This window comes from Mesorhizobium sp. CO1-1-11 (assembly GCF_020164995.1).
GTDB lineage: Bacteria > Pseudomonadota > Alphaproteobacteria > Rhizobiales > Rhizobiaceae > Mesorhizobium > Mesorhizobium australicum.
This window is the reverse complement of record NZ_JAIUHE010000014.1, coordinates 1-22,589: the sequence shown is the minus strand read 5'-3', so window position 1 is coordinate 22,589 and position 22,589 is coordinate 1. Positions and strand designations below refer to the sequence as shown.

Below are 22,589 nucleotides of genomic sequence, written 5' to 3'. Positions count from 1 at the left end.
AGCGGGGACCCGCTCGTCAAACGCTTGCTTGCAATTCCTTGACCGCGGCCACCACCACGTCCTGCTGCTGCTCCGTGAATTCCGGAAACATCGGTAGGGACAGAACCTCGGCGGCGGCCTTTTCGGAGTGCGGGAACTGGCTCTGCTTGTAGCCGAGGTCGGCGTAGGCGGGCAGCAGGTGCACCGGAATGGGATAGTGGATGCCTGACTGGATCCCCTGGGCGTTCAGCGCCTCCTGCCAGCCGGCGCGGTCGGGCGTGCGGATGGCGTAGATGTGGTAGACGTGGCGCACATCATCGCGCACGAAGGGGGTCGGCAGCCCGGTGCCGGCGAACATGGCGTCATAGCGGGCGGCAGTGGCGCGGCGCTGCTCGGTCCACCGGTCCAGGTACTTGAGCTTCACGCGCAGGATAGAGCCCTGAAGGCCTTCCAGTCGGTAGTTGTAGCCCTTGACTTCGTGGTGGTACTTCCGCTCGGCGCCCCAGTCGCGCAGCATGCGTACGGCGCGGTTGTGGTCGGCGTTGTCGGTCGTCAGCATACCGCCTTCGCCATAGGCGCCAAGGTTCTTGCCGGGATAGAAGCTGAAAGCCGCCATGTCGCCGATGGCGCCGACGCGCTTGCCTTTGTATTCCGCGCCGTGAGCCTGGCAGGCGTCTTCCAGCACCATCAGGCCGTGCTTCCGGGCGATGGCCATGATCGGGTCCATGTCGGCCGGCTGGCCGTAGAGGTGGACCGGGATAATCGCCTTGGTGGCCGGCGTGACCGCGGCCTCGATCTGAGCCGGGTCGATGGTGTAGGTTGCAGGATCGATATCGACGAGCACGGGGGTCGCGCCTGTGTAGTAAATGGCCGCCACTGTCGCCACGAAGGTGAAGGGGGAGGTGATCACCTCGTCGCCGGGCCCAATCCCGGCGGCCAGCAGGCCCAGGTGCAGGGCGCTGGTGCCGGTGTTGACGCCGGCGCCGAAGGCCGCTTGCGAATAGGCGGCGAATTCCTTTTCGAATTCAGCGACATCGGCGCCCAGGATGAACTGAGAGGTCTCCAGGGTGCGCTGAATGGCGGCATCTACCTCGGACTTGATCGAGACATACTGGGTAGTGAGATCGACGAACGGGATCATATCAGGCGGCGTCTTTGCGTCGCAGGTGAACGGTTTCGCCACGCCCGCGCATGGAACTGGTGGCGGCTTCGATGATTTCCACCACGCGCAGGCCAAGCCGGCCATCAGCGGTCGGAACCTTCTTTTCGATAATGCAGTCGATCCACTCCTGGCCAGCGATGCGCAGGGCCTCCGTGGAGTCGAGCTTGGGCGCCCACATGTCGCCCGTCCGGTAGCCCACGCGCATCTCGTGGATCTTGGCCGGGTCGTCGGTGAAGGACACGCCCTTGTCGTAGACCTTGACCTTCTCGGACGGCTCCAGATCGTCATAGGTGATCATCTTGTTGGAGCCGCCCACCAGGATGTTGCGCACCTTCACCGGAGCCAGCCAACTCACATTAATGTGCGCCATCATGCCGGAGTCGTAAAACAGCGAGATATAGGCCAGATTTTCCGGCGTGCCGGGGAAATGGTTGATGCCGCTGGCCGAAACCGCGGTCGGATGCTCTTCGAACAGACGGTCGATGATCGCGAAATCGTGGACCGCCAGGTCGGAGATGACGTTCACGTCCTTCTGGAAGAGGCCCAGGTTCACCCGGGTCGCGTCGTAATAATAAATCTGGCCGAGGTCGCCGGCGGCGACGATCTCGCGCATCTTCCGGACTGCACCGGTATAAATGAAGGTGTGGTCGACGATCAGGGTCAATCCGCGCTTGTCGGCCTCATTGACCAGCATCCTGGCCTGTAGCGAGGTTTCGGTCATCGGCTTCTCGAGCCAGAGATGCTTGCCGGCCTTCAGCGCCGACATGCCCAGTTCGAAGTGGCTATTGACCGGCGTCGCCACGGCGATGGCGTCGATCTCGGGATCGCGGAATAGCGCCTGGACGTCCCTGGTGGTCTGGACACCCGGATAGCGACGCTCCACCAACTCGCGCTTCTTGGGATCCAGGTCGGCGACTATGCGGACCCGGGCATCGGGAAACTCCATGAAGTTGCGCAGGAGGTTCGGCCCCCAGTAGCCGTAACCGATGATGCCGATATTGATCATTTTGACCTACCCTTCACTCCACCCCCGGCCCGCCGGAGTCTTGGAGGCCCGTTGAAGCCTGTCGTCGGTTGAGAAAGGAAGTCGCCAATTGATCGTCCAATGTCGTGCCATCTCGACCTCTTCAACTCGTAGTTTGAAGCGGCAAAGCCGTGCGGTCACTATGGCCGTTGGGTCATCAAGACCTAACCAGCATCATCCAGCCAGGCGAGGGCGGGCCCTGGAAGTACCTCAAACGATCTCTCTAAATCCACCAAAGATCGCAATTCGGTGTATAGAAACCCTGCCGCAGGGGAGTCAGCCAGGCTTTGCGGTCCTTACGTCTCCGACCACGCGGGCTGGAACGCCGGCGGCAATGGCGAAGGCGGGGATATCACGGGTGACGACGGCGCCGGCGCCGATCAGTGCCCGCTCTCCGATGGTCACGCCCGGGGTGATAGTGGCGTTGGAGCCGATGGAGGCGCCCTTCTTGACCAGGGTCGGCTCGACCTTCCAGTCGGCATCACTCTGGGCGCTCCCGTCCAGGTTGGTGGCTCGGGGAAGGCGATCGTTGGTGAACATCACCCCATGACCGATGAAGACCTCGTCCTCGATGGTCACGCCCTCGCAGATGAATGTGTGCGAGGAGATCTTGCAGCGCTCGCCGATACAGGAATTTTTCTGAATCTCGACGAAGGCGCCGATGCGCGAGCCGTTACCGACCTCGCAGCCGTAGAGGTTCACCAGATTGGGGTGATGGACGACGACCTCGCCACGCAGAACCACACTGTCGGAAATCGGCATCGCTTCCCCTCTGGAGCTGTCTGTCGCGCCATCTCCTGCAAATCGGATGCGAGCCTTGGCGCGCGCTCAAAGATCGGATCGGCAGCGTCGGTGACCATTTCTATGTAACCTGCCTTGTCGCTTGGCAAGCCTTGGCCACTCGGTATAACAAGTTTTAAGGCAGGCTGCGACCTTGGGGGAAGGATGCCGGAAACGATGCGATCTGAAAGCGTGCCCTGCGAGCCAGAGGTGGCGCGTATGCGTCACAACTACGCAGAGTTCCAAAGCCTTCGCAGTGAGGCTGAGCGCTGCCTGGAGGCTGATGACCTCAACTCCGCGGCGGCCTATGTAGAGGCGGCCGTCACGCTTGCACGGAAGCGGCACTGCGGCTTCTATCGGTCAGAGCCGCTTGAGCAAATACTGATCGAGATCGCGCGACGGACGCTCTCCGCAAAGGCCGAAGCTGCGCGACCGGCGCGGACGCAGATCGGCCGCGTGCTGCATGTGGCCACCACTCTGAACGAGGTCGGCGGCCTCACGCGGATGATGCGCCGCTGGATCGCCGCCGATGAGGCACGTCATCACTCGTTGGCCCTGTTGCGCCATCCCGGCGAGCCGCCGCCGTCGGTGCGCGAGGCCGTGGAGGCTCGTGGCGGACACATCCATATGATCGGCGCGACGCGCGGCGGACCGGTGGAATGGGCCCGTGCGCTCCGCAAGTTGTCGCTCGATTTCGACCTCGTCGTCCTGCACGTCAGCAACGAGGACCCGACGCCGGGCATAGCCTTTGCTGACGAGCGCAACCGACCGCCCGTGGTCCTGATCAACCACGCCGACCACGCGTTCTGGGTCGGGCTATCGGTGTGCGACCTGATCGCCAGTTCGCGGGTGTCGGGCGAGCGGCTGGTGGTGGAACGGCGTGCGATCCCAGCGGAGCGTCACGCCATCCTGCCGATCCAGATCGATTTGCCGGTACGCAAGTACAGCCGGGCCGAGGCGCGGCAGAGGCTCGGCATTCCGGCCGGCGGACCGCTCCTGGTGTCCGTGGCGCGAGGCGTGAAATACCGCACGATGGGCGGGGTCTCGTTCGCCGATATGCATGTCGAGGCGCTCCTGGCTCGTCCCGATGCGCGATTGTTGGTCGTAGGGCCGGGGGAGCCGGTCGACTGGCAACAGGCCATAGCGGCGACTGGCGGGCGGATCATGGGACGGCCGGAGACGCCCGATCCGTCGCTCGCCTTCGAGGCGGCGGACATCTACCTTGACTCGTACCCCTTTGTTTCGATTACCTCGATGCTGGAAGCCGGCGGGCTGGGCGCGCCCTGCGTGACGCTGTTTCCCTATCCGTCGGATGCGAACGTCATGAGCACCGATATGCCCGGGCTGGCGCCAACCATTGGCTTTGCCACCTCCATGGCGGACTACAACCGCATCCTGGCGGACTGGCTCGCTGCCCCAGAGGCCCTGCGTCAGCGGGGCGATGAGACGGCGTCCAACGTCAAGCGGCTGCACACCGCGCCCAATTGGCTCGCAAGCCTGGAGGCGCTCTACGCCAAGGCCCTGGCGATCCCGCCAGTCACGCCGCTTCGTGGGCAGCGCGCGCCCGCGGACGAGGAATTCTATGACGGTTATCCCGACATCCTGCTCAATGGGGTGTTCGGCGAGTTCGACACGGTCGAGGCGATCCTGAAACGTTCTGTGCGCCTGATGTCGCTGCCCGAACGGCTACGGGTATGGGGGCGCCTGGCGCGGACCAGGACCTTCGACGGGCCCTGGGACGCCATCCGAAACCTGCTGCCTGAATGGCTGCCCCGGTTGGTGGCCGGCTAAGGAGCGGCAGTTAATTTTTGGGTTCAATTGTAAAGTTTGCCGGCCGGCACTTCGGCGGCCGCGTGTGCGATGCCAGGACGCAGACTGACCGGCCTTCAGGAGCGACCCGCACGAAGGGGGCTTCCAGTTCCGGCAGCCATCGTGATTTACACTTTTGATTTAGCAGGCTGCCCAAAAAGTGGCGGAGATACCCTTTTTGACTCTGGTCTGTGCATGGTTTGAATCTGATACGCTCCTCGACCAAAACAGTTTCGACAGCCTGTCAGAGCCTTGCTCTTTCTCCCGATAGAGGGGTGCCGTTCGACGGGATGGGGCTTTAGGCGCCTCGGGTTCGTCAGAAGCCATAGCTGGCTCAGGCTTGTTATTCGACTCGGGTAAAGGAAAGAGGGCGAAAGTGGGTATGCTTGGGCGAGCACCGAAGGTTCTGAAGCGCGCTGTGCGCGCGTTCGGTGTCGAAAGGCGTCATGTGGTCGGGCCACGTATGGCCATCGAACGTCAAGGTTTGTCCATTCTAGGCCGACGCGTACCCCGTTCAGGAGGCCGGATCCTGGCCTACCACTCGGTCGGCCAGCCGCTGATGGACCACAACGATGTGCCGCCGAAGCTGTTCCGTCGCCAGTTGGAGTGGGCTGCGGCGCGGGGCTACCGGTTCGTGCCAGCCTCGGAGATCGCGCGGACGGGGGGCGACCCAATGGACCTCGCCATCACGTTCGATGACGGCCTCCGCAGCGTGATGACCGTGGCTGCGCCGATCCTGAAAGACTTCGCGGTACCATGGAGCCTTTTCGTGGTCACCGACTGGAGCGAAGGTGGCTCGCCCTGGGCGACCGACGAGGTTCTGGGCTGGCGCGATCTGGAGCGCCTCGTCGCCGACGGCGCCGAAATCGGCAGCCACTCCGCGACCCATCCCGATTTTGGGCAACTGGACGGCCCCGCCGCGCGCGAGGAATTGGACCGTTCGCGCGCTATGATTGAGGCTCGGCTCGGCTTTGCGACGACGTCGTTCGCAATCCCGCTTGGCCAGTCGGCCAACTGGACGGCGGTTGCTATGCGGGAGGCCAAGGCAGCTGGCTATGATCTGGTCTACGCGCAGGCCGAGGAGACGCGTTCGGCCGGCACCATCGCGCGGACCTTCATCACGCGCTTCGACAGCATCCGAGTATTTTCGGCCGCCCTGTCGGGCGTCTTCGATCGGTGGGAGGAGTGGGGGTGAATAAGGTGCGCATCGTTTCTGTGGTCGTCCCGACCCGCGACCGTCCGCAGTTCCTGGACCCGGCGCTGGCGAGCATCCGCGCGCTGGAAGGCCCCGACCTGACGTTCGAGATTCTGGTTGGCGACAACGGCTCCAACCACGACGCCACCGCCAAGGTGACGCAAGCCCACGGCGCGCAGCACCTCATCGTGACAACTGCTGGCGCCGGGGCCGCGCGTAACGCGGCGATGCGGGCGGCCACAGGCGAGTTTCTAGCCTTTCTGGACGATGACGACGTCTGGACCGAGCAACATGTACGGTCGCACTTGCAAATCTTCGACTGCCAGCCGGAAGTCGAGGCGGTCTTCGGTCAGGTCGTGATGACCGATCCTAATCTGCGGCCCATAGCCGCCCCAATTCCCTATGACGTCCGCCTCGACGGCGACCATCTGAAGATGATGCTCGACGGCTATTTCCCGCAGATCGGCGCCACGATGGCGCGTGTCGGGGTACGCGACCTGTACGGTTATTTTGACGAGACCCTGCTGGCCGACCAGGACTGGGACTGGCAATTGCGCCTCGCCCGAGGAGGGCATATGGAGCATGTGACCGTGCCTTGCGTCTTGTTCCGCCAGCGTCCGTCGGGATCTTATGATGCCTTGGTCCTGAGCCGGATTCCCTATACGCGCAAGGTGTTCATGCGGCATGCCATGCCGGTGTGGCGCAAGTGGCGCTCGCCGAAAGAGTGGCTGCATTCCTATTTCGCCACGCTCTTGGGGTTCTACACCTATTTCGCCGATGCAGCGGTGGAGCGGGCGGCCAGGGGGGATGCCAAAGGCGTGCGATTCGCGGTGCGTCATGCGCTGCTGGTATTTCCGTTCCGGGCGGTAAGGCAGCTCGTGACGCCGACGCCGTTGCGCGCCGCATTCTTTTGGTCGATCGGCCTGGGTGCGCGCCCGCCGGCCGCCCAGGACGCGGCGTTGGACTGAATGGGGATGGAATTTAACCGTCGAATTGGCACTAGCGACGCCAACGACGCGCCGAATATCAGCGCCGGTGCCCCGGTCATCAGCATCGTCATCGCCACGCACAATCGCAGCCACGACGTTCTGGAGAACGTCAATGCCCTGCTGCCGCAGTGCGTGGGCCAGCCGGTGGAGGTCATCGTCATCGACAGCGCCTCGGCGCCGGCGCATGCCGAGGTGCTGGAGGACCTGAGGGGACGCGATGGACTGAGCCTCATCCGGCTCGACAAGCCCGGCGTTGCCCTGGCCCGCAACGCGGGTTTCGAGGCCGGTAGGGGCGAATGGATTGCGCTGCTGGACGACGACGCTGTGCCGCGCGCAGGCTGGGTAGAGGCGGCGATCACCTGCGCGGCCCGCTGTGACGTCCACACCGCCATCCTGGCTGGGCGGGTGATCCCACACTGGCCCGACAACGCCGGCAGCCTTGAAATGCCCCCGAGCAGCCTCGGGCCGCGGGCGCGCCTGTTATTGTCGGTGGTCGATGAGGACGGCTTCGTGGACACGACCCATCATCCCATTGGCGTCGGCGCCAACATGTTGTTCCGCCGCAGCGCGCTGGACGCGCTCGGCGGGTTCGACGTCACGACGGGTCGGGTCGGCTCGAACCTCGCCAGCGGGGAAGAGGCCCAGATGATGACCGACCTGATTGCGGCCGGCTATCGCTGCTGGTACTCGGACGCCTTCGTGGTGGACCACAAGGTCCATGCTGGCCGTCTTACGCGCGCATGGCTCACCGAGCGTGCCCGCAAGGAAGGCGAGGTGGAACTGAGGAGCTTGAAAACGCGGAGCCAGAGAATCGCGCGCGCGCTCAAAATGCTGATCGCAACCCCGCCACTGGCCGTGCTCCAGATCCGCGACCGGCCGGAACGCGAGTATTACCTTCGCCTGAACCACAACCTTGGCCTGCTGCGAAGGGTGCTCGGCTGGGCGAGCTGAGGGGCTCAGGCAGCGGCAGGCGCGGCTTTCTGCGTCGGCCGATGGGCCCAGGCCATGATGGGTCGTTCAAAGAATTGCCAGGAAAAGGTCGCCAGGCCTATGGTCAAAACAAGCTCGATGGGAGCCGAGATCCAATCCGGCGCTTGGAATACGACGCCGAACTTCCGGGCCGCTGCCTCGACGTTGTAGAAATGAATAAACTCGTGGAAAACGTAACAACCGTAGCTGATGCGTCCCAGGTTGCGCAGGGGCCAGGTCTCCAAAAGGGCGACGAAACGCGAGGCCTGGTTCCCCGCTATCTGGAGGACCAGAAGCGCGGCTGTAGCTGCGACTGCCGGCGCATAGACGCGCCAGATGATCTCGTCCTTAAGGATAGTGAGGGGCACGATGAGAAGGGTGAGCGCGGCGATGGCCTGGGCCGGCGTGGAAACCAGCCATGCCGGCACTCGCCGGTCGAGGTTCAGTCCTGCCAGACCGCCCGAAGCAAGATAACCAAAGCCGGTCATGGGATTCAGGCCGATGACCTTCGCCGACACTCCGGCCCATTCGAGGCCCGCCTGAGTGAAGAGACCCACAACTACGAATGCAACGCAGATGTGTCCGGCGGCCTTGCTGTGGGTGAACAGCAGCAACGGTGCAAACAATAGATAAAATTGCTCTTCGATCGCCAGCGTCCAGAAGTGGTTGAAGTGGCCCACCCAGTGGCCGGTCGTCAACACATAGATGTTTGTGGCGTAGAGCAGCATGGCCAGGCGCGCGCCGCCTTCGAAGCCGTCGAAATGAACGAACAGCGACGCGATCAGGAAGAAGCCGATCGTCGCGTAGTAGACGGGGAATATCCTGGCCGAACGCCGAAGATAGAAGCGCCCAAGACCTGCCAGCTTCGTCGTCTCGCCCGCCTCGACCGCCACCCGCGTGCGAGCCAGGATACGGGTGATCAAGAGGCCGCTGAGTGCGAAGAAGAGCATTACCCCGTCGCCGCCAAGGGATGCATACGTCCCTTGATGGAATTTGTGACTTATGAACACGAAGATGAAGGCGATCGCACGCAGGCCATCGAAACCCCTGATGCGGCGTTCGTTGTCGAGTCGCATTGGCCGTAGCTCCGCCCGCCTCTACCGCGTGGCCGCTTGCCGTCCCGGGGACAAGGCGGCGGCTGCGCTGCTGGCCTCGGCGCCCTCCCGCGCGGTCAATCTAGCCCCCAACCGTAGGAGCGGCCGTTCGAAGAAATGCCAGGAGAGCGTCGCCAGCGCGACCGTAATGAACAGCTCCACGGCCAGTTGCACGATAGGGGGCCCGTCAATGTTCATGTGCAGCTTATGGAACACCGCTTGGACTTCGTAAAAATGGACGAACTGGTGCAGGATGTAGAAGGCATAGCTCACCCGGCCGAGCGAGCGCAGAGGCCATAAGTTGAGGAAAGCCACGACTGGAGTCTGCTGGTTGCGGGCGATCTGGAACAGAAACAGGCCGGCAACCGTGCAGGTCAATGGTCCCCAGACGTTCCATGTGTCTCGGTAATAGCCGAACACCAGCGGGATCGCGATCAGGGTCAGGCCAGCCGCCGCCTGGGCTTGCGCACTCACCAGCCAGGCGCGCGGCTTGAGGTTTTTCAAGGAGGCGACGAAGCCGCCGACGCCGAGCATGCCGAAAGCGATCAGCGGATCGACGTGGATGGCGTTCGGGTGGGTCCGCACGGACACTAGCCAAGCCAGCATGGCCGCGCCGGCGAGCATGAATCCGACGCAAATCCGAAGCAGGTATTTGCGCGGGGTGAACAGCAGGATCGGCGCGAAGAGCAGATAGAACTGTTCTTCCGCCGACAGCGACCAGAGGTGACCGAAATGGCCGTGGTCCCCAGTCGGCGTCATCGCGATATAGATGTTGGTGCCGTAGAGGGCGTAGATCGTCGCTTCCATGCGCGAGAATCCAACGAATGAGGTGAACAGCGAAGCCAGCGCGAAAACACCCAGACAGGCATAATAGAGCGGGAAAATGCGCAGGCTGCGGCGCAGATAGAAGTCACCCATCGAGCGCCATTTCGACTGCGTCCCGGCTTCGACCTTTCCGCGCATCTCCGACAGGATTGAGGAGATGAGCATGCCGCTGAGCACAAGAAAGAGCCAGACGCCGACGGAGCCATAGGAATCGTGATGGGGCAGCGTCGTCTTGTGGCTGATGAAGACCATCAGCACCGCGATCGCGCGCACGCCGTCGAAGCCGGCGATACGGTCTTCCGCCGGCCGGACCATGGTCCGCGACGGCTGAACGGCGAAAATCGCACCCTGATATATCGTTGCCATAGATCAATACTCGAGCCGATGCTCCGCAACCCAGCCATGCCCACGCCTGGGGCGGTCGGACTTTCGCGATTATAGACGCCTAACTGTTCGTCACATCAATTCGACTAGAAGGCGTAGGCTTTGAACGCGCTACCTTCCAGGGCTCCATCGCGCCAACTTTAGATTGATGATCTTCTTTAGGCGGCCGCCCCTGATCGGGCCGACGTGGCGAGCCCTTCTAGCGCCGGGCGCTGCCGGGCACGTGTTGTCCAGAGGCCAAAGCGCGCGTTAGAGTCTGCCGAACTAGCGCCCCAGCAAGGGGCAAGGCCACAACGAAGGCCCGCTGACGTCATAGCGGCAGCGCCTAGTTAGGCTTCATTGATGATGCCGCGCCGTCCCAAAATGGAGCAGCGGGGCCTGTGCCACATTGGCAGCGCCGCCGGCTCCGGCGTATCAGTCGGCCCGTCCGTGGATCCTATCTGCAGACGGCGAGTCACCGCGTAGCAGCGTTAAGAATGCCGACTTCTTCGTCGGTCAATATTATCTCGTAGCGCTGCTTTGAGTTCTTCGTGTAAATATCATCGGCCGTTATGGAGATTATAATGTCTCCATTTTGGTTGGTCTGCACATCCCTGACATGGATTGGCTCGCAAAATATGCATTTTGACAAGCCTGCTCTTCGGCTTGGCTGAGTGTTTACCCGCATTTGGAAAATCCCCAATTATTGCCTAGTAAGCTGGTTCAAGCAGTATTCATGCCAGATCCCTGTGGAGCCACTCACGGCTAGGTCATATTGCTGAACCCCTCGCTGTCAGCGTTAACCTATACGTCTAAGGGACGGTGCTCTGGCCATACATTGAGCTACCGGGAGGCCCTACACATTTGGGGTCACCCGTCAAAGCGTTGGGTCCAATATTGCCTGCCCCAGCGCAATGGTGCCGGACTCCGCAGATCCAGCTCCAATGTCGCGCGAGGCGGCGGGCGTTGAGCGTTTCACCGCAACGGCGAAAAGCTCTATCTCTTTGTTTTTGCGAAACTCCCAGAGGGCACCGGGACCTCGTCTCCTACAGCTCTGCCTTGAGGTGATCGGCCCGGCTTAGACCCCTCTGCGGGCGTCGTGCCGTCGACCCCCTGCAGTTAAGTGTCCTCATGCTCGGCCTGGTAGTCAGGAAGGGCGCGTTCCTTACGGTTCCTGCGCTCTGCACGACAGATTCAGGCGGAGCTGCCAGCCGAGTTAGAACGGCGACGTCACTTATTCCACTACGCCCGGCTCGTTGGCCGTTCCTGCCGTATCCCACAATAGGAGAAGGTGAGCGACCGGCTTTATCGTGATACGACGACTGCAACTTCTCACGCCGAGATACAACTTCCTTCAGCTGAGGTCCTCACATGATTCCGATCATCAAGCCCACGATGGATGGGGCCGAGGCCGAGGCGGCGCGCCGCGTCATCCTGTCCGGCTGGGTCACGCAGGGCCCGGAGGTCGCGGCCTTCGAGACGGAGTTCGCCACCTTCACCGGCGCGCCGCACGCCGCGGCCGTCTCGAACTGCACCACAGCGCTGCATCTGGCCCTGCTGGCCGCCGGGGTGATGCCCGGCCATGAGGTGGTCACGGTTAGCCACTCCTACATCGCCACGGCTAATTCCGTTGCCTATTGCGGCGCGATCCCGGTCTTCGTCGACATCGATCCGGCCACTTACAACATCGACCCGGCCCTGATCGAGCGAGCGCTTTCGGCCAAGACTAGGGCGATTCTGATCGTCCACCAGATGGGCTTGCCCTGCGACATGGCCGCGGTCGTCGATATCGCCAAGTCCAAGGGCTTGCCCGTGATCGAGGATGCGGCCTGCGCCAGCGGCAGCGAGATCTTCTGGAACGGGCGGTGGGAGAAGGTCGGCAAAGTGCACGGCGACGTGGCGTGCTTCTCCTTCCACCCGCGCAAGATCATGAGCACCGGCGACGGCGGTATGTTGACCACGAAGCACGCTGACTGGGCCGCCAAATTCAAGCTGTTGCGCCAGCACGGAATGAGCGTGCCCGACACAGTCCGCCACGGCTCGGCCCAGGTGATCTTCGAGAGCCACCCAGTGCTCGGCTACAACTATCGCATGACCGACATCCAGGCCGCTGTCGGCCGCGAGCAACTTAAGCGCCTGCCCGGAATCGTGGTCCGCCGCCGCGCGCTGGCCGCTCGCTACGCCGAATTGCTTGGCGAGGCGCAATGGCTGGGCCTGGTGCGCGAACCCTCCTACGTGCGAACCAATTGGCAGAGCTTCTGCGTCCGTCTGCCGGAGTCCGCCGACCAGCACACCGTCATGCAGGCTATGCTGGATGCCGGTATCGCCACACGGCGCGGCATCATGTGTGCCCACCGCGAGGACGTCTATGCCTCCCGACCGTTGCGCATGTCTCTGCAGGAGTCGGAGGCAGCCCAGGATCATGCCATCGTCCTTCCGCTTTACCCCCAGATGACCGACGAGGATCAACAGAAGGTCGCCTCGACCCTGATCGAGGCCACACGGTTTTAAGGGCGCGATATGGTGGCGATCCTGCATCGGGCCAGTCTCATCGAAGGTGAGCGATAGAAATGGCAAACGTTCGGCGCGCGGTGGTCGCGGTCTATTTCGAGAAGTACGCCACCCTCATCCTCAATTTCGCGACGCTCTACGTCTCGTCGCGGCTTTTGACCCCCAACGACATCGGCGCTGCCTTCCTTGGCGCCAGCATCCTCGCGCTCGCCGAGGGGCTTCGTGACTTCGGCGTGACCAACTACATCGTCAACGCCGAAACGCTTTCCAAGGAGGAAATACGCACCTCCTTCACCATGATGCTGGTGGTCGCCATCGTCCTTACAACGGCCTTCGTCGTGACGGCGGGCTTCTACGCCGACTTCGCGCACGAACCGCGTCTGGAGAATTTTGTCCGCACCGTGGCCTTTGGGTATCTGTTCTCCAGCATCGGTTCGCCGATCGTGGCTCTGCTTCGCCGCGACCTGAAATTCTGGAGTATCGCGGCCATAAACCTCGGCTCGGCCCTGGTCGGCAACATCACCACCACCGCTCTGGTGATGACGGGTGTCGGCTATATGAGCTTCGCCTGGGGCTCGCTGAGCTATCCGCTCTCCACCTTCGTCTTCGCCGTTCTCATACGTCCGGACCTGTCCATCTTCCGCATCCAGTTCACCAAATGGCGCGACATTCTGGCGTTCGGTGGATTCAACACCGCGACCGGCCTCCTGACCGGCCTCGGCGAGGTCATTCCGACCTTCATGCTGGGTCGGGCCAGCGGCACCACGGATGTCGGCCTCTACAGCCGAGGCCAGCAGGTCACGGAAATGCCCAGCCGTCTCGTCATATCGGCGATCTCGGCGGTGGCACTGCCGGGGTTCGCCGCCCTTGCGCGCACGGGTCATCCCCTCAAGGGGCCCTATCTCAGAGCCGCGGCCAGCCTGACGGCGTTCCACTGGCCGGGCCTGGCGATGGTCATCCTCTTCGCTCATCCCCTGGTGCACACCATACTGGGACCGCAATGGTACACCTCCATCCCGCTGGTGCAGGTGATGGCCGCGGCCACGATGCTCTACTTCCCCGTCCCATTGATGTTCCCGGCCTTGGTCGCCGCCGGCGGGATCCGCGACACGGCCAAGGCCTGGATCATTTCCCTGCCGATGACCAGCCTGATCATGATCCTGGCGGCCCAGCATGGCCCCTTCGCGCTGGCGCTCTCGATCTTCGCCACCACGCCGATCCAGGTGGGCGCTGGCCTTTGGTTCCTGATGCGGCGACTGAAGTTGAGCGTTGGCGAATATCTGTGGGCTCTGGTGCCGAGCGCCACCGCCACACTGGCCACGGCGCTGGGCCCGCTCGTCGTCATCGTGCTGAATGGCTTCGACATGAACATATCGGTCTTGCAGGCGGTTCTGGGCGGCGGGCTTGGCGCAATGTTCTGGTTCCTGGCGATGGGTTTGACCCGTCATCCCTTCGCCGCCGAACTGGCCTACCTGCTGAATAAGACCCAGGCCTTGGTGCCTGTGCACCTACACGTCCCCCTCCTCCTCATCCGGGGCTTCCTGGGCGAAGAAGCCGAACAGGGACGGGCGGCCGCGCCAGGCCCCGCGGTCGGCGAAACGTGATCCGCCCGGCCACGTCAACAAGGTCGCGCCCGCTACATTTTGGCGCGCAATGGTTGAAACATAAGGACGCAATATTGCGGGCCGTCCGGGCGGGGTGCAAGCTGTGTAATCTGCCGCCAACGGGGGACGGGCCGCCCTCTTTCAACAATTGCTTGGATGGCCGACAAGCAAGGACGGCACAGGGAAATCGGGGATGAGTCGCTCTGACGCCACAGATACCGCCCGGGCGAACCCCGCCGGCTCGGGCTTGAAGCGCGCGATGACCCATGTCGCCGCGCCCGCTGTGATCGCCACTGCCCGCATAGTCACCCGCTTCACGACGCGGGGCGTTCATATCGCCTGGTTCGACGCCTGGAACTCGACCCTCGACCAGGCCCTGGGCTTCTTGCCGGCCATTCCCGGCTGCGACCGCGACCTTTATCGCGAGCTCACCCGACCCACGAGCGCCCGCAAGCGCCACGCCCTGGCGACGGAGAATGGCCACCCGACCGCGCTCATTTCCCTGCGTCGCCGCCGCCGATACTGGGAGCCCGTCGCCTATCAATCGCTTTCCGGCGTGATCGCGCCTGCGTCCTCTCCCGCCGCCCTTGCTCGGGCGCTGCACGCCTTGGGCGTCGAGGTGCGGGTTGAGGCGGGGCTCGACAAGAGCGTCGTGGAGCTAAATCCGCGATCCTACTGGTCCCCGGACAACTACAGCGTCAATCTGCGGGGCGACTATGAGGCGCGCTGGAGCCGCAATCATCGCAAGAATGTGCGCCGGGCCCGCCAGCGCTGCGACGAATTCATGCGGCTTCGCATCGACGACGAGACCGACCTGGAATGGTGCTGCGCTCAATGGGGCCGCATGTGGGAAGGCAACGATGCCGAGGAGACGGTCGCTGCCGAGGATCGTCTGCGGTTCTGGCGCGCCTTCATGAAGCGGCAGACCGCCGGCAGCCCAATCCAGTTCCACACCTTGCACCTGCTCGATGGTGATCGGCGCACAGCCGGCGTCGTCCTGATGTGTCAGGACGGCGTCGTGCTCGGCCAATGCATCGTCCGCGATCCCGAATACGACCGCTTTTGGGTCGGTGTCCGCATAATGGAGGCTTCGATCGAATGGGCCGCACGCGTTGGGCATCGCCAGTTCGATCTCGGCTCCGGGCAAGACTACAAGCAGAGTTGGGGTGAGCCGGTGGCCGGTCGTTACGGTGCCATCTTTCGCCCGCGTGCGGTTAGCGCGCTGTATCGGCTCGGACTCCTGTGACTTCGCTGGGTGAATTCTTTTTTGTTTGATAGCGCAGCGACATTTACCCAATCGAGCGAACCGGCTCGAACTCTGCAAGACCGGGGACGACGGCCGACCCACCGCGGTGATCGCCTGGGCGAGAGCAGTCACTTCGCCGCTGAGGTACAAAGCCGGGGAAAACGGCTTTGTGAGGTATTAATTCGAAGATGCTAATATTATTGTTGCGTCCAGCCGGCAACGCCACCCACGGAGCCGGTCAGGCCCGACGGTCGGACAAATTGTACCCCAACAGGCTGTCGGGCCGCTTGCGCAGACTGCCTTATGTGAGTGCGCGCGGCCCGGCGCCTGCGGGGTTGGGGGTTATGGCGCCGGGCCTTGACCGGCAGGATCCTCAAATTTGCGCGCCGGCGACGTCGACATATATGCTATTGATTATATGAGTAGAATTCATCCAAACGAATAACGAAGGAGTAGAAGGCGAAGCGTGATTGGCACCTGGCCTACCCGAATTAAAAACAGGAAAGGTCGGACATGCAGGCCATATTGCCAACCGGGCTGATGGCGGTTTGTGCTCCATCTATTTACTAGGGCGTAACAACCCCCAATAGCTCGCCTAAGCGGAGCGGTAAATGCGGAGAGGTTTGCAATTCCGCGCAGCTCTCTTTCCATCGCTGCAGATATTCAGCGACGGGAATTCCGCTGCGGCCACGCCAGCGGTTGAGAGCGCCGAGCGCTTCTATGCAATCGGGGTTCTGGTCGTATTCGGCGAGGATCGTCACGCTCATTGCCTGCGCGAACGGATTAAGACCGGGAATTTCGATCGCCCCCCGGTTGTCGGCGAACCAAGCGGCGGCGTCACGGGTGAGATCCTGACCATCGGCAAGGGTCGCGTAGGCGCGAACAATGTTCTGGCAATATTGGGCGATGGCGTCACCGAAAGCGTTATCGCCGACGAACGGGGGATGTTTTCTCCAGTCCTCCGCCAGACGTCCGAGGCCGCGCAATGAGAATGCTTCGACCATGGCTTCCTCAAGCCATTGACAGGGTGCGGCGGGCTTGGCGTCGGCTTGCCAACTGTTGGCAAACACATGGCCGAGTTCATGGCCAAACTGATACGCGAGCTTCGACCAGTCTCGCTCGCCGATATCGACGATGATCCATGCCACGCTGCTTCCGTCCGGGTGCAGCCAGATCGCGGGTTGGCCGGAGGTATGCGAGTCGACGCGCACGCGCGCTGGCTGTCGATCGGAGACAAGCCGGACGTCAGTCAGGCAGGAGCGCCGCATACGTTTGATGACCTGAGTGGCCGCGCCCTCCAACATGCGGCCCCAGTCACCGGCAAGCTCGATCGGAGCGTTAAGAAGGGTCGCAGAAGAGGCGTTTGGGTTTATCGGCATGGCGGCGTGACTGGTCTCCGAGTTGATCCTGGGCATCGCCGCGATTGATCCCGCCACAACGGTGCCAAGTACCAATTGCCGCCGCGTAAATAAAGTTGGCCCTTTGCCGGGTTCATCATCCAACCTTGGCGCCGATCGTCAGAGACACTTTGACACCTTCCGGCATGTCGCTTCTACCGTTGGCGGTACTTGATCAGATCTGGGGCAAGTCGGTGACGCCGGACCGCAGCATATTTACGTCCTCCAGCACAAATCGTACTTCCGCCTCATCGACGGTTGCCAGCCAGGCCTCTCTGTCGGTTACGCCGTACGAAATCAACAAACGACTTTCATCAGGATGCCAGGCCAGGCCGGCTGCGAATTCGATGCCCTTTTTGTTGAAGAAAAACGGGCGGGTCACTTTCTGTAGAGAGTTCTGTTTGTCGAACCATACGAAGCGGTGAAGATAGTAACGTCGATTTTCCGGTTGCCTCCATTGCACCTCGTGGATCAGGCACAGCCATCCTCCGTCGAACGCTATGAGCTGGCTGCCACCTCTGAATCGTTGCGCCGCAATCGGGGGCAAGGTTTCGCTGAGAGTGCGGGCCTGATCGTCGATGGTTCGGGTTGGATCGCATAGGTACATAAAGCGAAGCTCGTCTCCGCCTATATCCGACGGATTGGCCACCACTTGCGGCATCCAGTTTTTCTGATGAATCCGCTGCCCCGCCGGATGTAGAATGCGCCAGTCAGTAAGGTGGCAGGAACCACTTTCCTCGATCCGCGCTATAACCTGTTGGCACAGCGCGTCTTGCGAAAACTCGCGCACACACGCCGAGCCCCAGAGTTCACCATTTATCGCGAACAGACGCAGGTCCTCGAAACCAAGTACGCCTTTGTAGACAGGGTCCGGCATGTCGACCGGCGGCAAAATCTCGCTTGCTGATTGAATGTCCAAATCGTCGCTCAATCGGAGCAGAAAATTCCGGGTGCGGATTGCATCGCCGTTTGTTTCATACTGCAGCTCATCTTCCGTCATCGTGTAGTTCACGGTCCGCTGGGCGAGCACAATTTGCTTGCCTATTCTCGCCACCGACGGATTAGTTGGCCGGTAGCCGTCCGGCGCCGTGAAGCCCAGCGGACGGGCACTGAAGGACGGCATCAGGGCCAGGGCGGGCTGCACATAAAAGAAGGTGTTGGACCACGCCTGGTCTCTGGGACCGTCGCCGGCCCCTCTGTTCAGAGCAAGCCAGTTGCAGGCCGCGCGGCCGCGATCCTTCCGAGCGGGATCGCGGGCGTAATTCGCGACGATCGAATATTCCTCCTGGAGGCCGGTGGCATAGACATAATCCTCTATGAAAAGGATATCCTGTTCAGGCCGCGCGATTGCCAGCCCGGCCTCACAGAAAAGCACGCTGGCATCGTTCATACCCTTTTCGCGATAATAACGGGCAAGGTCGTAAAGGGGCTCGGCGCGATGCGGTCGCTGGTTGAACGCGGCGAGTGCCTGTCGGACGAAGCCGGCATCGTCGCCCATCTTCTTCAGGCAGCGAGCCTCCTGCAGCCTGGCGTTCCACGCCTCCTCATCCCAGCCACCCATCGCGGCACGCTTGGCATAGGCGACCGCAGCCTCGGCTGTACGCCCGGCGTCGCGGTAGGATTGCGCCAAATAGAACCAGGAGCGATGGTTCTCTGGATCCTTTTCGAGGGCACCCAGCAGGAGTTTGATGTCCCGCTCGAACTTGTCGACCCGGTTCGAGCCTGTGGCGTGATCTTTATACCAAACCCCCCGAAGCTCCTTCGCGCCACCGGGTATGTCGATATATTCGTGGGTTACGCCATGGTAGCGCGCGCCGACATCGCGCTTGACCAAGCGCGTGTTCCAATAGGTAAGGCCCGAATCTGCCCGTTGCAGGAACCGATAGCCCGGTGCATCGAGCCGCTCGCGAAATGCCTTGTTTTCAACAACAAGCTGCATGTCCGCATCGTCGAACAGGAGATAGTCGTACGCAAGTGGCGAGGCATAGGCGTGGTCGAGTGCTGCATTGCGCGCTTGCCCGAAATTGTAGAAAGGAAACTCATGCAGTTCGCCCGGCAGATTGCGTGCGGCGAAGAAGTTGCGGATGAAATCCTGGGTTCCATCGGTCGAGCCGGTATCGCCAATGACCCAGCAATTGATGTGCTCCGCAACCGCGCCAAGACAGCGCTCGAGATTAGCCATCTCATTCTTGACGATCATGTTCAGACAAATTCGCCCGCCGTTTGTCATTTTCCGACTGCCCGCTCCTTGGATAATTGCGCACAGAGGCCGCCATATTTGCATTGCGGCTGTATAAGGGACCCTCGATTGTCCCGGCTGGCCATGGACTAGCAGCTGTTGAATCTAGCTAGCCGCAGGCGCAATCGGATGCGGACTATGCCCCGCCAAGCTTTGGGTGTCTCAACTTCTTGCATGATCACTCATTTCATCGCCTGCTCTTCTACTTCGGTCGCAATCGACTCGTTGGAAAATGCCGGCGCGTGCCGTGTTAGCCAATGTTTGCGCCGGCGTAGAGGGATACTCTTTTTGGAGGAGCTTGCTCATACCAGCCATCGTCGGCATCAAACTTTTGGAGTATACGAGATTGCCGTGGTGTCAACGTAAGGTGTCTAAGTCACGGATTCCAATTGTCTTTCGTAACAAATTAAATCTACCACTCGCAGTTACCATTATAAATTGATCCATTTACAACCAGATTATTTCCAATTTACTAGACGTTTAGGTAACGAGAGTGGGCCACTGACTAGCCGAAGGGCGGCCGGGTCGTGGAGATCTGCAAAGCTAGGAGAATGTCGGGAGGGAGGCCACTTTGTGCGTCAGAGGCACAGGGTGTTTGCTTGCCACCATGGCGTCGTGCCGACTTCACCCGGGCGACGTCTTTCCGAAATTGATGTTCCTCGCATGTAGTTCGGGTCCCTCGCAAGTTGTCGCTGGCAAAGCAGTGCCACCGGGATGGGGGGCGTTTTGTATCGCATCGGATCTCACGAGAGTCAGGGCAATGAAACCCGCGGCTCGGACAAGCGTCGGGTCAACCGGCGGTCCGGCGCTGGAGAGAGTTCTTCCACTGCATTGGAGCTTGGGCGCCAGGTGCCTCAACAGGCCACTGCCTCGATCAAGGCCGGACCGCCTCCTGTTCGAGACCCCGGCGTGGCCCTCCACGGCGTCTCCGAAATCCTCTTCGTTGATCCCAACGTATCCGATCTCGGCGCAATCATCTGGCATCTGAGGCCGGAGATCGGGGCGATCGTTCTCGACGCCTGGAGGCCAGCGGCGCGTCAGATGGCGGCGGCGCTGGTAGACCGTTCGGAACTGCGCGCGATCCACATCATCGCGCACGGCGCGCCTGGCCGGGTCGCCTTTGCTGCTGGCGACTGGTCGTCCCAGACGCCGGTAGATGAGGCGGGCGACCTCGCCACGATCGGCGGCTCGCTCGACGAAGGCGGCGCTCTCGGGCTGTGGAGCTGCCAGGCGGGCGCCGGCGCTGAGGGATCTGATTTCATCGTTTCGCTGTCTCGGGCGGCCGGCAGGCCGGTCGCGGCAGCGTCGCACAACGTCGGTGCGCATGTGCTCGGCGGATTCTGGGAACTGAACGTGCGGACGGAGGGCGCCGAGGCGCAGCCGCCGCTAACGGAGGTGGGCATGGGAATCTATGCGGGAATTCTGATCGCCGAGGTGATGGTTACCGGTACCTTGCCGGTCGGCAATATGGCCGGGTCGGTCACCTACTACATCGTCGACATGAACCAGAAGGCCATCGTCGGTCAGGTCATGTTGCCCAGTGCGATGCCGAAGGCAATGCCCGTGTCCATGGCGGTCAAGGTGCCGAACGCAACAGCCTCGCTAGCCATCGGCACATTCGACGCCGCCGGCGACTTCCAGCGTTCCAGCATCCTGAGCGTGAGCGCCTCCGCGGAGCCAACCGGAGCGCTTGGGCCGTCTAGCAGATGATCGCTGATCCTCCAGACCTCCCATTTCGCAGTGCCGGCACTGCCGGCCTTTGTCGTTCTCGTGAGCTGACTTCGAGTCAAAAGGACCTCGCCATGGCCCTCGTTTCTGAAATTCTCTTTGTCGACCCCTCCGCGCCGGATCTGGGGACAATCCTGACCAACCTGCGGCCGGAGGTAGAAGCGATCATGCTGGACGGCCACCGACAGGTGGCGCGCCAGATTGCCGAGACACTGGAAGGGCGCAGCGGGTTGGTCGCCGTGCACGTGGTCGCCCACGGCTCGCCAGGCCGAATGCATTTCAGCTCGGGCGACTGGTCAGTCGACATGTTGGAGGATGCGGCGGATGACTTCGCGGCGATCGGCAGGGCGCTGAGCATCGACGGCGATTTCAGGCTGTGGAGCTGCGAGACGGGCAAGGGCCAGACAGGCGAGACGTTTGTCGAGGCGCTGCATGATGCGACCGGCGCGGAGGTCATGGCCGCGGCAGGGCTCGTGGGCGCCGAGGCGCTGAACGGAGCGTGGGACCTTGTGTCTGATGGTGAACGGGTGATGCCGCCTTTAACTGAAATGGGGGTGAGAAGGTTCGCCGCCATTCTAAGTCTTGAGGTCACCCTTACCGGTTCGCTTGACACATCCATGGGGGTGTCAGGCGTGTTCCCTGTGCAATATTATATAACAAATTCATCTGACGTTATTGTAGGCAGTTTTACGTTACCTTCTAGAACATCAACAAGTAATTTTTCTTCTGTTCAGATGATTGCAGACGTGCCGGTAAGCGGAAATTATAATATTATAGCTCTGGTTCCTACCAACAGCGATGACAATAATTCGAGCTATACCGTTGTAGCCGCGGGCACCTTCACAATTGCATCCTCAGGGGCGGGAACGATTGCGAGCCCAGACACCAGTAATTCAAATGGTGTCTTCAGGCTCACAGCTGTTTCTTCTAGCAGCAACGCAGGCGCCACCGGTGCGACTGGAGCTACAGGTTCGACAGGCGCTACAGGTTCGACTGGCGCCACAGGCGCCACAGGTTCGAGTGGAGCCACGGGTTCTACTGGTGCGACCGGCCCGGTGGGTTCGACTGGAGCGACCGGCGCCGCTGGCGTCACCGGTGATACTGGTGCAACCGGAGCCACGGGTGCAACGGGTGATACCGGAGCCTCGGGTGCAACCGGCGATACCGGAGCCACGGGTGCGACCGGGGATCCCGGCTCAACGGGTGCCACCGGCGCTACGGGTGCCACCGGCGCTACGGGCGACACCGGTGCGACTGGGGACACCGGCGCCACAGGTTCAACGGGTGCGACTGGCGCGACCGGCGACACTGGAGCGACTGGCGCAACGGGCGACACCGGTTCAACCGGTGGGACTGGCGCGACCGGCGACAACGGAGCAACTGGCGCAACGGGCGATACCGGAGCCACGGGTGCAACCGGCGATACCGGAGCCACGGGTGCGACCGGGGATCCTGGCTCAACAGGTGCCACCGGCGCTACGGGCGACACCGGTGCGACTGGGGACACCGGCGCCACAGGTTCAACGGGTGCGGCTGGCGCGACCGGCGACACTGGAGCGACTGGCGCGACCGGCGACACTGGAGCGACTGGCGCGACCGGCGACAACGGAGCAACTGGCGCAACGGGCGATACCGGAGCCACGGGTGCAACCGGCGATACCGGAGCCACGGGTGC

16 protein-coding genes are annotated in these 22,589 nt (G+C 62.2%); 9 read left to right on the top strand and 7 right to left on the bottom strand.

Annotated elements, in window-relative coordinates:
- Positions 1-16 precede the first annotated feature (16 nt).
- The 3 genes from LB554_RS17745 to LB554_RS17735 form a co-directional block, all read right to left on the bottom strand.
- The gene (locus LB554_RS17745) at positions 17-1,120 is read right to left on the bottom strand and encodes a DegT/DnrJ/EryC1/StrS family aminotransferase (RefSeq protein ID WP_140877014.1); all 1,104 of its coding nucleotides are present in this window, start codon (positions 1,118-1,120) and stop codon (positions 17-19) included.
- A 1-nt stretch (position 1,121) separates the two neighbouring features.
- Positions 1,122-2,147 carry a Gfo/Idh/MocA family protein gene (locus tag LB554_RS17740; protein ID WP_140793325.1) on the bottom strand — a complete coding sequence of 342 codons (1,026 nt, stop codon included), beginning with the start codon at positions 2,145-2,147 and terminating at the stop codon, positions 1,122-1,124.
- Positions 2,148-2,441: 294 nt separating this feature from the next.
- On the bottom strand, positions 2,442-2,927 hold the full coding sequence (locus LB554_RS17735; RefSeq protein ID WP_140793327.1) for an acyltransferase: 486 nt from the start codon (positions 2,925-2,927) through the stop codon (positions 2,442-2,444).
- 237 nt (positions 2,928-3,164) lie between these two features.
- On the opposite strand from LB554_RS17735, the gene LB554_RS17730 reads away from it, so the two are divergent.
- The 4 genes from LB554_RS17730 (at position 3,165) to LB554_RS17715 (ending at position 7,889) form a co-directional block, all read left to right on the top strand.
- The gene (locus tag LB554_RS17730; RefSeq protein ID WP_224585920.1) at positions 3,165-4,736 is read left to right on the top strand and encodes a glycosyl transferase family 1; all 1,572 of its coding nucleotides are present in this window, start codon (positions 3,165-3,167) and stop codon (positions 4,734-4,736) included.
- A gap of 577 nt (positions 4,737-5,313) precedes the next feature.
- Entirely contained in the window at positions 5,314-5,949 is a 636-nt protein-coding gene (locus LB554_RS17725; RefSeq protein ID WP_224585917.1) for a polysaccharide deacetylase family protein, read from the top strand.
- The gene (locus LB554_RS17720; RefSeq protein WP_224585916.1) at positions 5,946-6,917 is read left to right on the top strand and encodes a glycosyltransferase family 2 protein; all 972 of its coding nucleotides are present in this window, start codon (positions 5,946-5,948) and stop codon (positions 6,915-6,917) included. Before LB554_RS17725 ends, LB554_RS17720 begins: the two co-directional genes overlap by 4 nt.
- Positions 6,918-7,889, top strand: coding sequence for a glycosyltransferase family 2 protein (locus tag LB554_RS17715; RefSeq protein ID WP_140793333.1), 972 nt, complete (start codon positions 6,918-6,920; stop codon positions 7,887-7,889).
- A gap of 5 nt (positions 7,890-7,894) precedes the next feature.
- Here the strand turns inward: LB554_RS17715 and LB554_RS17710 are convergent, their stop codons facing one another.
- Both LB554_RS17710 and LB554_RS17705 read right to left on the bottom strand, forming a co-directional pair.
- On the bottom strand, positions 7,895-8,983 hold the full coding sequence (locus tag LB554_RS17710; RefSeq protein ID WP_224585914.1) for an acyltransferase family protein: 1,089 nt from the start codon (positions 8,981-8,983) through the stop codon (positions 7,895-7,897).
- A 21-nt stretch (positions 8,984-9,004) separates the two neighbouring features.
- On the bottom strand, positions 9,005-10,192 hold the full coding sequence (locus tag LB554_RS17705) for an acyltransferase family protein (protein WP_140877024.1): 1,188 nt from the start codon (positions 10,190-10,192) through the stop codon (positions 9,005-9,007).
- A gap of 1,368 nt (positions 10,193-11,560) precedes the next feature.
- Here LB554_RS17705 and LB554_RS17700 point away from each other — a divergent pair.
- From LB554_RS17700 to LB554_RS17690, 3 genes are all read left to right on the top strand, one after another.
- Positions 11,561-12,700 carry a DegT/DnrJ/EryC1/StrS family aminotransferase gene (locus tag LB554_RS17700; protein WP_140793339.1) on the top strand — a complete coding sequence of 380 codons (1,140 nt, stop codon included), beginning with the start codon at positions 11,561-11,563 and terminating at the stop codon, positions 12,698-12,700.
- 59 nt (positions 12,701-12,759) lie between these two features.
- Positions 12,760-14,304: an oligosaccharide flippase family protein gene (locus LB554_RS17695; protein ID WP_140793341.1), complete on the top strand. Its 1,545-nt coding sequence runs from the start codon at positions 12,760-12,762 to the stop codon at positions 14,302-14,304.
- 259 nt (positions 14,305-14,563) lie between these two features.
- Positions 14,564-15,550 (top strand): GNAT family N-acetyltransferase, encoded by a 987-nt coding sequence (locus LB554_RS17690; RefSeq protein ID WP_181171503.1) that lies wholly within the window; start codon positions 14,564-14,566, stop codon positions 15,548-15,550.
- 566 nt (positions 15,551-16,116) lie between these two features.
- Here the strand turns inward: LB554_RS17690 and LB554_RS17685 are convergent.
- Both LB554_RS17685 and LB554_RS17680 read right to left on the bottom strand, forming a co-directional pair.
- Positions 16,117-17,052 carry a hypothetical protein gene (locus LB554_RS17685; protein ID WP_224585913.1) on the bottom strand — a complete coding sequence of 312 codons (936 nt, stop codon included), beginning with the start codon at positions 17,050-17,052 and terminating at the stop codon, positions 16,117-16,119.
- Between the two features lie 70 nt (positions 17,053-17,122).
- A complete protein-coding gene (locus LB554_RS17680; protein WP_224585912.1) occupies positions 17,123-19,147 on the bottom strand; it encodes a tetratricopeptide repeat protein in 2,025 nt (674 codons plus the stop codon).
- Between the two features lie 948 nt (positions 19,148-20,095).
- On the opposite strand from LB554_RS17680, the gene LB554_RS17675 reads away from it, so the two are divergent.
- Both LB554_RS17675 and LB554_RS17670 read left to right on the top strand, forming a co-directional pair.
- Entirely contained in the window at positions 20,096-20,896 is an 801-nt protein-coding gene (locus tag LB554_RS17675; protein ID WP_224585911.1) for a DUF4347 domain-containing protein, read from the top strand.
- A 92-nt stretch (positions 20,897-20,988) separates the two neighbouring features.
- Positions 20,989-22,589, top strand: a 1,601-nt coding sequence (locus tag LB554_RS17670) for a DUF4347 domain-containing protein (protein WP_224585910.1), incomplete at its 3' end; no start/stop codon positions are given.

Excerpts from the sequence above, each read along its gene's own strand:
- LB554_RS17745 (WP_140877014.1), bottom strand. The coding sequence starts at position 1,120 with ATGATCCCGTTCGTCGATCTCACTACCCAGTATGTCTCGATCAAGTCC.
- LB554_RS17740 (WP_140793325.1), bottom strand. The coding sequence starts at position 2,147 with ATGATCAATATCGGCATCATCGGTTACGGCTACTGGGGGCCGAACCTC.
- LB554_RS17735 (WP_140793327.1), bottom strand. The coding sequence starts at position 2,927 with ATGCCGATTTCCGACAGTGTGGTTCTGCGTGGCGAGGTCGTCGTCCAT.
- LB554_RS17730 (WP_224585920.1), top strand. The coding sequence starts at position 3,165 with ATGCGTCACAACTACGCAGAGTTCCAAAGCCTTCGCAGTGAGGCTGAG.
- LB554_RS17725 (WP_224585917.1), top strand. The coding sequence starts at position 5,314 with ATGGACCACAACGATGTGCCGCCGAAGCTGTTCCGTCGCCAGTTGGAG.
- LB554_RS17715 (WP_140793333.1), top strand. The coding sequence starts at position 6,918 with ATGGGGATGGAATTTAACCGTCGAATTGGCACTAGCGACGCCAACGAC.
- LB554_RS17710 (WP_224585914.1), bottom strand. The coding sequence starts at position 8,983 with ATGCGACTCGACAACGAACGCCGCATCAGGGGTTTCGATGGCCTGCGT.
- LB554_RS17705 (WP_140877024.1), bottom strand. The coding sequence starts at position 10,192 with ATGGCAACGATATATCAGGGTGCGATTTTCGCCGTTCAGCCGTCGCGG.
- LB554_RS17700 (WP_140793339.1), top strand. The coding sequence starts at position 11,561 with ATGATTCCGATCATCAAGCCCACGATGGATGGGGCCGAGGCCGAGGCG.
- LB554_RS17695 (WP_140793341.1), top strand. The coding sequence starts at position 12,760 with ATGGCAAACGTTCGGCGCGCGGTGGTCGCGGTCTATTTCGAGAAGTAC.
- LB554_RS17690 (WP_181171503.1), top strand. The coding sequence starts at position 14,564 with ATGACCCATGTCGCCGCGCCCGCTGTGATCGCCACTGCCCGCATAGTC.
- LB554_RS17680 (WP_224585912.1), bottom strand. The coding sequence starts at position 19,147 with ATGATCGTCAAGAATGAGATGGCTAATCTCGAGCGCTGTCTTGGCGCG.